General features: G+C 39.9%; 7 protein-coding genes. 5 read left to right on the top strand and 2 right to left on the bottom strand.

Translation table 11 applies throughout. From position 1 onward, the window contains the following. A partial coding sequence (locus tag NJ959_RS30270; protein WP_256529599.1) for a two-partner secretion domain-containing protein occupies positions 1-2,222 on the bottom strand: 2,222 nt, incomplete at its 3' end. Between the two features lie 727 nt (positions 2,223-2,949). Between NJ959_RS30270 and NJ959_RS22485 the strand changes: the two genes are divergently transcribed. From NJ959_RS22485 to NJ959_RS22465, 5 genes are all read left to right on the top strand, one after another. Next, positions 2,950-3,225, top strand: a complete 276-nt coding sequence (locus NJ959_RS22485; RefSeq protein ID WP_254013979.1) for a PqqD family protein — start codon at positions 2,950-2,952, stop codon at positions 3,223-3,225. Between the two features lie 54 nt (positions 3,226-3,279). Then, on the top strand, positions 3,280-3,405 hold the full coding sequence (locus tag NJ959_RS22480) for a lasso RiPP family leader peptide-containing protein (protein WP_254013978.1): 126 nt from the start codon (positions 3,280-3,282) through the stop codon (positions 3,403-3,405). A gap of 101 nt (positions 3,406-3,506) precedes the next feature. After that, positions 3,507-4,409, top strand: a complete 903-nt coding sequence (locus NJ959_RS22475) for a phosphoenolpyruvate carboxykinase (ATP) (RefSeq protein ID WP_254013977.1) — start codon at positions 3,507-3,509, stop codon at positions 4,407-4,409. Beyond that, the gene (locus NJ959_RS22470) at positions 4,384-5,724 is read left to right on the top strand and encodes a nucleotidyltransferase domain-containing protein (RefSeq protein WP_254013976.1); all 1,341 of its coding nucleotides are present in this window, start codon (positions 4,384-4,386) and stop codon (positions 5,722-5,724) included. Before NJ959_RS22475 ends, NJ959_RS22470 begins: the two co-directional genes overlap by 26 nt. A gap of 421 nt (positions 5,725-6,145) precedes the next feature. Then, a complete protein-coding gene (locus NJ959_RS22465) occupies positions 6,146-7,279 on the top strand; it encodes a tyrosine-type recombinase/integrase (RefSeq protein ID WP_254013975.1) in 1,134 nt (377 codons plus the stop codon). Positions 7,280-7,451: 172 nt separating this feature from the next. Here the strand turns inward: NJ959_RS22465 and NJ959_RS22460 are convergent. After that, on the bottom strand, positions 7,452-7,762 hold a 311-nt coding region (locus NJ959_RS22460), incomplete at its 5' end, for a hypothetical protein (protein WP_254013974.1).

The raw sequence follows: 7,762 nt of genomic DNA, 5'->3' as shown, positions 1-7,762 counted from the left end.
GTACCACCTGTTGCACCAATACCGCCGCCGCCGCCGCCACCACCACTAGCACGTTGGGGGGTATTGTTATGCGGATCTATGTTTGCTCCTAGGCTGCCAGCACCGCCGACACCATTACCGCTACCAAGACTACCCCCGCTACCACCTGCGGCACCAGCACCAGCACCACCAGCACCGCCTGTAATGCCGGGATTGCTGGGAGCATCGCCAAAGCTTGAGCCAATAATAGTAGATGCTGCACCGCCACCCCCGCCAGCACCTCCAGCACCACCACCACCACCTGTACCTTGCAAAGCAATAGCACCACTTGTGGAGGTAATTGTACTGTTAATCACGACAATGCCATTGCCACCATCTCCACCTTTCTGGCCATCTGTTCCTCTGTTACCTCCTTGCTGTTGAAGATTAGTACCGGAAGCGCCCACTGTACCAGGAGTACCAGCACCACCTGCACCACCTGTTCCTGTTAGGTTAATTGCGCCGCTGACGGTAATTAGATTGCTATTATTCAAGGTAATCCCATTGCCACCGTTAGCACCAGCAGCGCCATTCGCACCTGTGCCAGTTAAGCTAATTGCACCTATCCCGGTGAAGATGGTTGCATTACTAATTGTTATTGCTCCGCCATTGAGATTATCTGCATTGGCAGTTAGGGTGAGGTTCCCGTTATTGGTAGTGATATTGGCATTGACATTAATATTGTTATTCGCCTCAGCTGTTAATCCCACCCCTGGATTTGTCATGGTGATGGGTGCGTTGAAGGTGATATTGTTACTGGCTTGCAGAGTAATATTCGTTGCTGCACTATTCAGGAGTGCTGCATCTATAGTATTTGCCCCTACATCCGGATCAGTAAAACTATCTACTTGAGAGAGGGAAGTAAAGGAACCTGGTCCATTAATTACAGTAATATTAGTCGGATCGAGAAGCAACATCCCAGGATTGCCTAATGCTGCTGTAGTATCCACATTACCCTGGAAAGCGAGATTATTCTTACCAGAAACTTCGACAAATCCGCCATTTCCCGATTGAGAGCCACCTCGTGCAGTAATATTACCGAGAAACTGAGTGGCATTATTTGCCCAAGCAATAACTTGTCCACCATTTCCGGAATTGAGGGCATCGGCATGAATAGTGGAATCAGTACTAATAAAAGTGCGAGTTGCATTAGGAAGGGTTCCCTTGCCTTGGTAATCGCCCCCAATTAATACTGTTCCACCACTATTATTACCAGAGGCGTTAATAGTACCGCCAATGACTCCAACCTTATCGCCCAAAATATTAACAGTACCGCCTGTTTGTCCAGAAGTATTAATCGCACCCGAAGCAATTGTAGTTCCTCCTGTAGTAGGAATAATCGTTCCCGAAGCTGTCAAGACTACTTCTCCTGCACTATTAACCGCAACTCCGGTGGCTTGATTAACTCCCTCACCTGTAATTAGTTGAGCTAGGCTGAGGGGTACAATTCCGGAAGCAGCAGAGGTAGTTGTGGGATTAACTTCTAAACTCAATAAATTTCCCGCTTGGGAAAGTAGGACTTTGCTCGATCCCGGTACAGCAGTGACAGTAATATTTCCATCAGGTGCAGTTAGGGTTCCATTATTAATTACATTGCCCGCAACTAATGTTAGATTCTGCCCATTTCCTACTGCCAAAGTCCCAGCATTAATAATACTGCCCGGTTGACTGACATTAAAGGCAAAACTATTGGGATTTCCCAGGAAAGCAGGATAATTATTAACTCCTGTGGCATTGAACCAATTATTATCCCCAAAACCAATACCTGTTGCGGTAGTTGCAGTAAATGCAGCCGGAACGTTTAACTGAGCATTTGGACCAAATACAATCCCCGCTGGATTCATTAAATAGAGATTAGAATTGCCGCCTGTTACCTGAATCAGTCCATTAATCAGCGAAGCATCGCCTCCCGTTACCCTGCCTAAGATATTGCGAATATCAGGATTGGAGAGAAAATTAGCGATTTGCTCAGTACTTAGACCAAATTGAGTGAAACTGTGAAACAGATTAGCTTTATCTCCAGAAAAAGTACCACCTGTAATGTCGATTCGGTTCCCCTCTTGAGTTACAACCGTATTTGTCCCATCAGGTGCTGCGGTAATGGATTGGGCTTGGACAGAATTGGCAAAACTGCAAAAAAAAACCAGAAGACCAAATGTGGTTGGAGTTTTGAGCATAGTATGGCTTAAGGAGGAGAATTTCATAAATTTTTCACAAAATGCAGTTAGTGTTTACCTATTTGTTTTTCTTTAGGCAGGATATTTGATTTGCACCTTTAGATTTTAGTCTAATCGTTTTAATTAGAGACAGACAATGGATATTTGGCGTATTTTTGGAAAATAAATCAGCCATTTGGCGTATAGAATAATAAAAATATTGATCCGAATTTTCCCTGGCAAGTGTATTTTATTTTTATTAGATTTTTGGTGTTTATTGTCTTTTCCCGTTTTGGTGAAGCTTCAATAAATAATCGATTTGAATTAATGGATATTTTATTGACTGTAATTGAGATGTTTTATTGATTTACTTAGTGAAAGCAAATAGACATCAAAAGCTTACGCAGCAAGGACTGATGCTTCACAATAAAAATATTTTGATTGTCCTAATCAAAATATTTTTAAAATCAAGATCTAATGGTTTAGTTGATGAAAACCAGGTTTAGATTTTCAGTAAATTTCAGAGATCGCCAATATTTTTTCAATCATCATGAATAATAATTTCAAACTCTCTGGAATAACAATAAGAATTCTGTGAAGATTCGGCAAAGATACGGATTTTAATCAGAAATATGCAAATTAAAAAAAAATAATTAAGAATCAAAATCGGTACTAGACAAATGTAGAGATATAGTGCTAAAACTAAGTTACGTGGATCGACTTACGTGGATCGACGGATTACGAACCAACCAATTAGTGCTAGAGAAAGGATTCGATGGTTTCCAGTTCTTCAACTATAGCTGTAATAAAAAATCAGATCTCCTGCAATTTGGGCACAGAGACAGTCATCCTCGAGCCGAAAACCAGCTCGTACTATGGACTGAATGATGTTGCCACCCTTGTTTGGAATCTGATTCAAACACCCAAAACAGTAAAAGAAATCCAGGATGCCATTATCAAAACATATCAAGTTGAGCAAGAAGAATGCGAGCGAGATCTCTGGGAACTCATCGAAAACCTACAATCTCGCAGTCTAATTGAAGTTCAGTAAATTCAACAGTCAACGATTAATTATCAGTTTACCAGTTTACAGGAGATAAAAAACATGCAATCCAACCAACAAGCTCAAGTGAAAAAGCCCTACCGCAAGCCTATGGTAACTAACCACGGTGGTGTAGAAGAAGTCACTCTTGAGGGGAGTGGTATGCCTATCGATCAGGGAGATGTTTAACCCAATCAACTGTGATTTGTAACCAATTGTATGGTGAGAATAGATAGCATCCCAGCTCAATACCCTCACCATAATCAAAATATCTGGACTCTATCCAAATCATGTTTTCCTACACAGCCTACGGTTTAGGTATCCATTCCGAAGTACCCCTACCGCACCTCATGTTAGGAGCTAAAACCAAAGATATTATTATCCACAAAGGTACTATAAATCGGACTGAATCAGCAATTGCAAGGAAAGATGAATTTGTACTTCGCGCCAATACCAAAGAAGTTTGCTTTCATCAGCGAAATGTAGGAACCTGTTTGGTACGAGAGGGATGTGAAATTGTTGTTGATATAGATACTAATACTGATGAAAGATTCTTACCGCCATTTATCCTTATTGTTCCCCTAGCGATGCTGCTCCATCAGCGCGGATTACTCATCCTTCATGCTAGTGCTGTCGCGATAAATGGTGGTGTGGTTGCTTTCCTCGGCAAATCAGGACAAGGAAAATCTACCACTGCAGGTGCATTACATCAACTGGGCTATCCTATTGTCACCGATGATGTCTTAGCTCTCGATATGAGCAGTCCAGAAAATATTACCGTATTGCCCAGCTTTCCCCAACTGAGATTATGGCCTGAATCCGTCACCTCTTTGGGACAAACACCAGAAAATCTACCCCAAGTTTACCCCAATTCAGAGAAACGGTTTCGTCACGTTAGCGACGGATTTCAAAAAACCCCCCTGCCCCTAAAAAAAATATATGTGCTGGAATACGGTACTCAGGAAGAGATTGAACCCCTGACACCTCAATCAGCATTTATTGAAGTCACGCGCCAATCCTATCCAATTAAAGAATTGCTCGAAGCCACTGGTGCAGCAGCAGCAAAATTTCAACTAGGTGCAAAATTAGCAAATACTATATCAGTTTGTCGTTTAAAACGACCCCGCTGTTTGTCATCTTTATCCGATTTAGCCAGATTTATAGAAAATGACTTTACTCAAACCACTGATTAATAATAATTCAGTAGATTGGGTTGAGGAAACGAAACCCAACAACTACTCAGAGTTGGGTTTCACTAGCGCTCAACCCAACCTACAGTCTAATCGCGAAGTCCAAATTTTGCTCTCCTGCACCCGCACCACCATAGACTCGCAAACTGCTGCAAGTCTAAAAATACTGCTTCAAGAAACAATTGATTGGCAATATCTCCTCAAAATAGCCAAACACCACAAAGTCATGCCCCTACTGTACTGGAATCTGAACAATACTTGTCCAGAAGCGGTTCCTCCAGATAAAATGGCTTTGCTGCAAAACCATTTTAATGAGAATGCTCGCCGCAGTCTATTCCTAAGTGTAGAATTAGTCAAAATCATAAATTTATTAGAGTCTCACAATATTCCTGTTATCCCCTTCAAAGGACCTGTTCTTGCCGTATCAGCATATAATAACCTAGCACTGCGACAATTTAGCGACCTTGATATTTTAGTACAAAAACAACATATTAATCAAGCAAAAGCGCTGTTTCTCAGTCACGGCTACCGGATGAAAATTGAGTGTATTAAACCCAATGAATCACAAACAGCTAAATTTATCAAATCCCCCGATATCTATAAATTAGTGCGAGAATGTGCCTATCCATTTATCAAGAAAAAAACTGGTGTTTTGGCAGAATTACACTGGGGAGTGATGCCAGAATTTTTCTCGTTTCCCATTGAGGAACAAGGATTGTGGTCTGATTTGGAGCAAATTGCGATCGCAGGCAAAACAGTCTCCAATTTTTCCCCAGAAAATACATTATTAATTCTCTGCGGACATGGAGCAAAAGACTGTTGGGCTGAACTACCTCGAATCTGCGATATTGCCGAACTCATTCGCTCTCATCCCCAATTAAATTGGAAAATAGTACTAGAAAGAGCGACGATAATGGGTAGTGAGAGAATGCTTTTATTAGGGCTTTTGTTAGCACAAAACATCCTAGAAATATCACTGCCAAATTTAGTAGAGGAAAGGATAGAAGCCGATTCAATGGTGAGAAAACTAGCTGAAGATATTAAAGTGGGGCTTTTTGCAGAGAATGGTAGCACCACAAGTATTGGTCAACTATCAAAATTTCATATAATAGTGAGGGAACGGCTCTGGGAAAAGATACAATATTGTTTACAGACAGTCTTTACTCCAACGACATCCGACTGGTTGTTGTTACCACTAGTGAGATTTCCTGCTTGGTTTTACTACCCACTTCGATTCCTGCGATTGGCTATCAATGTCATCTTGAGAAAAGTTAAAACCCGCTCACTTAAGCAGGAAGCAGCCTCATCTTCTATTTGAGGAAGTTGTCACGAATTTACTCCCTTTGCGGCAGAAGATTATCTATCTCTTCCTTCGTGTCTTAGTGTCTTAGTGTCTTCGTGGTTTGTTAAATAGTTATTCCCAAGAGCGAGAAGATTGGAAGTAAAAAAGTATATCCTCACTTCGCTTTATTCTTCTTTATATCTACACTTCCTAAAAGTCTCAAAAAATGAGTTACAGCAGCTACATAATTACTTGGTAAAAACTGCTGTAACCCTTGCTATATATATATTTTTTTTATTAAATGGGCGATACTGGATTTGAACCAGTGACCCCTTCCGTGTGAAGGAAGTGAAAACTACGCAAATACACAGGGTTGCCAGAGGTAATGGGCTTTTTAGGTCAATTTTAGGTCAATCATGGTAAAAATAAGGAGTAACCGACGGGACAACTAGGAATCATGGTAGCCCCAAAGCGACCTTCAGACAATCACGGTTCTATTCGTATTCGCTTTACCCACAATGGTATTCGCTTTACGCTGGGTTCTTTGGGTCAGTACGGTGACTCAATCGCATTAAAACACGCTCAAACTATTTGTGACAGAATCGCGTTGGATATTGCATCAGGTAATTTCACAGCAACTAACAATGGAGAGTTGGCACTAAAATATAATCCCAGTGCGATTGGTGACTTTATTAAGCAAGCTAAAAAAGGCATCCAAGATTCAATTAAGGATTTACCTACTGAAAAAGAACCAACTTTAATTGAATTGTTAGAAAAAAGACTGGAGAATAAGTTCAGTACCCCAGACAAAGCAGTGATTGTTCTATTAAAAAAGTATCATCGAGAGATAGAGAGTATTGATGATGCACAAAATTTTATTACTTGGCTAAAAACAGAACGTGGCGTATCAAATTCAACAATTCAACGCTACCAAAACACTTTAAAAGTGGTGTCTCCTTTCTTCAGGCAAGTAAAGATAGAAATTGAATCAAAACCACTGCCTAAGCCATTTACTGCTGAGGAAACAAGAGAAATTATTGATTGGTTTCAAGTCAGCGAATACTACTGTCACTATGCCGACTATGTTAAATTCCTCTTTTTGACAGGCACTCGTACAAGTGAAGCGATAGGGTTACAGTGGAAACATATCGACTTCAATCGTAATTTGTTATTTATTTATGAGTCTCTAGGAAGGAATAAAAACAATACTTCTCACAGAGTACGCAAGACTACCAAGACCAATAAAATGCGAGAATTTCCTATTGCTCATGGTTTATTAGAGATGTTAACTACACGATATGAGCAATCTGACAAAAATCCAGAATCATTGGTATTTCCTAGTCCAAAGGGACATCCGATTGATGACCATAACTTTTCTCAACGTATTTGGGCTAAATGTTTAAAAGAATTAGGGATTGAACATAGACCCCAATACAATACAAGGCATACGTTTATTAGTCATTTCCTTGAGAAGACTAAGGATGTGGTTAAATGTGCAAGCCTTACCCATGGGAGTAAGTCGGGAATCCAGACAATTTATAATAATTATGCTGGCATTATCAATCGAGTAGAAGTACCGGAGTTGTTCTAATACCTATCAGTCAGACTTATCAATCACAACCTGGAACCTCTGCTTTTTCCTTGTCAGAGTACCTGTCTTGAGAATATCTAATATTTTATTAGATATTTTATTAGATAATCTCAAGTCAAGTGGACAAGAGGTCAAAACCAAGGGTTTTTAGCGAATGATTGATAAGGTTTGCTTAACCAAGTAGCTTGGTCATTATCTTGGTTTGACGCTCATTTAGTTTTATTTTTTGAAATAAATTACTAGTTATTTTAATTTGTGTTTTTTCTAAATCTAAAAGTTTTGATATTTTTTCAACAACATTTACGGATATTATTAGTATTGACTTGGTGTCATCTGATTTAATAATTTTCATGTCAGAACTAAATAATCGACTGTCTTGTAATTTAAGTGGGCTATTTTTCTCTATAATAGAAAATGGACTTAAGAAAAAATCTAAAGATAAATTAAGGCATAGCTCAAGTATTTCTTCATTTTCTATAAGAT

The organism is Limnofasciculus baicalensis BBK-W-15 (assembly GCF_024178385.1).
Taxonomy (GTDB): Bacteria; Cyanobacteriota; Cyanobacteriia; order Cyanobacteriales; family Coleofasciculaceae; genus Limnofasciculus; species Limnofasciculus baicalensis.
The sequence above is the reverse complement of the archived record's forward strand: the minus strand, read 5'-3'. Positions and strand labels throughout refer to the sequence as shown.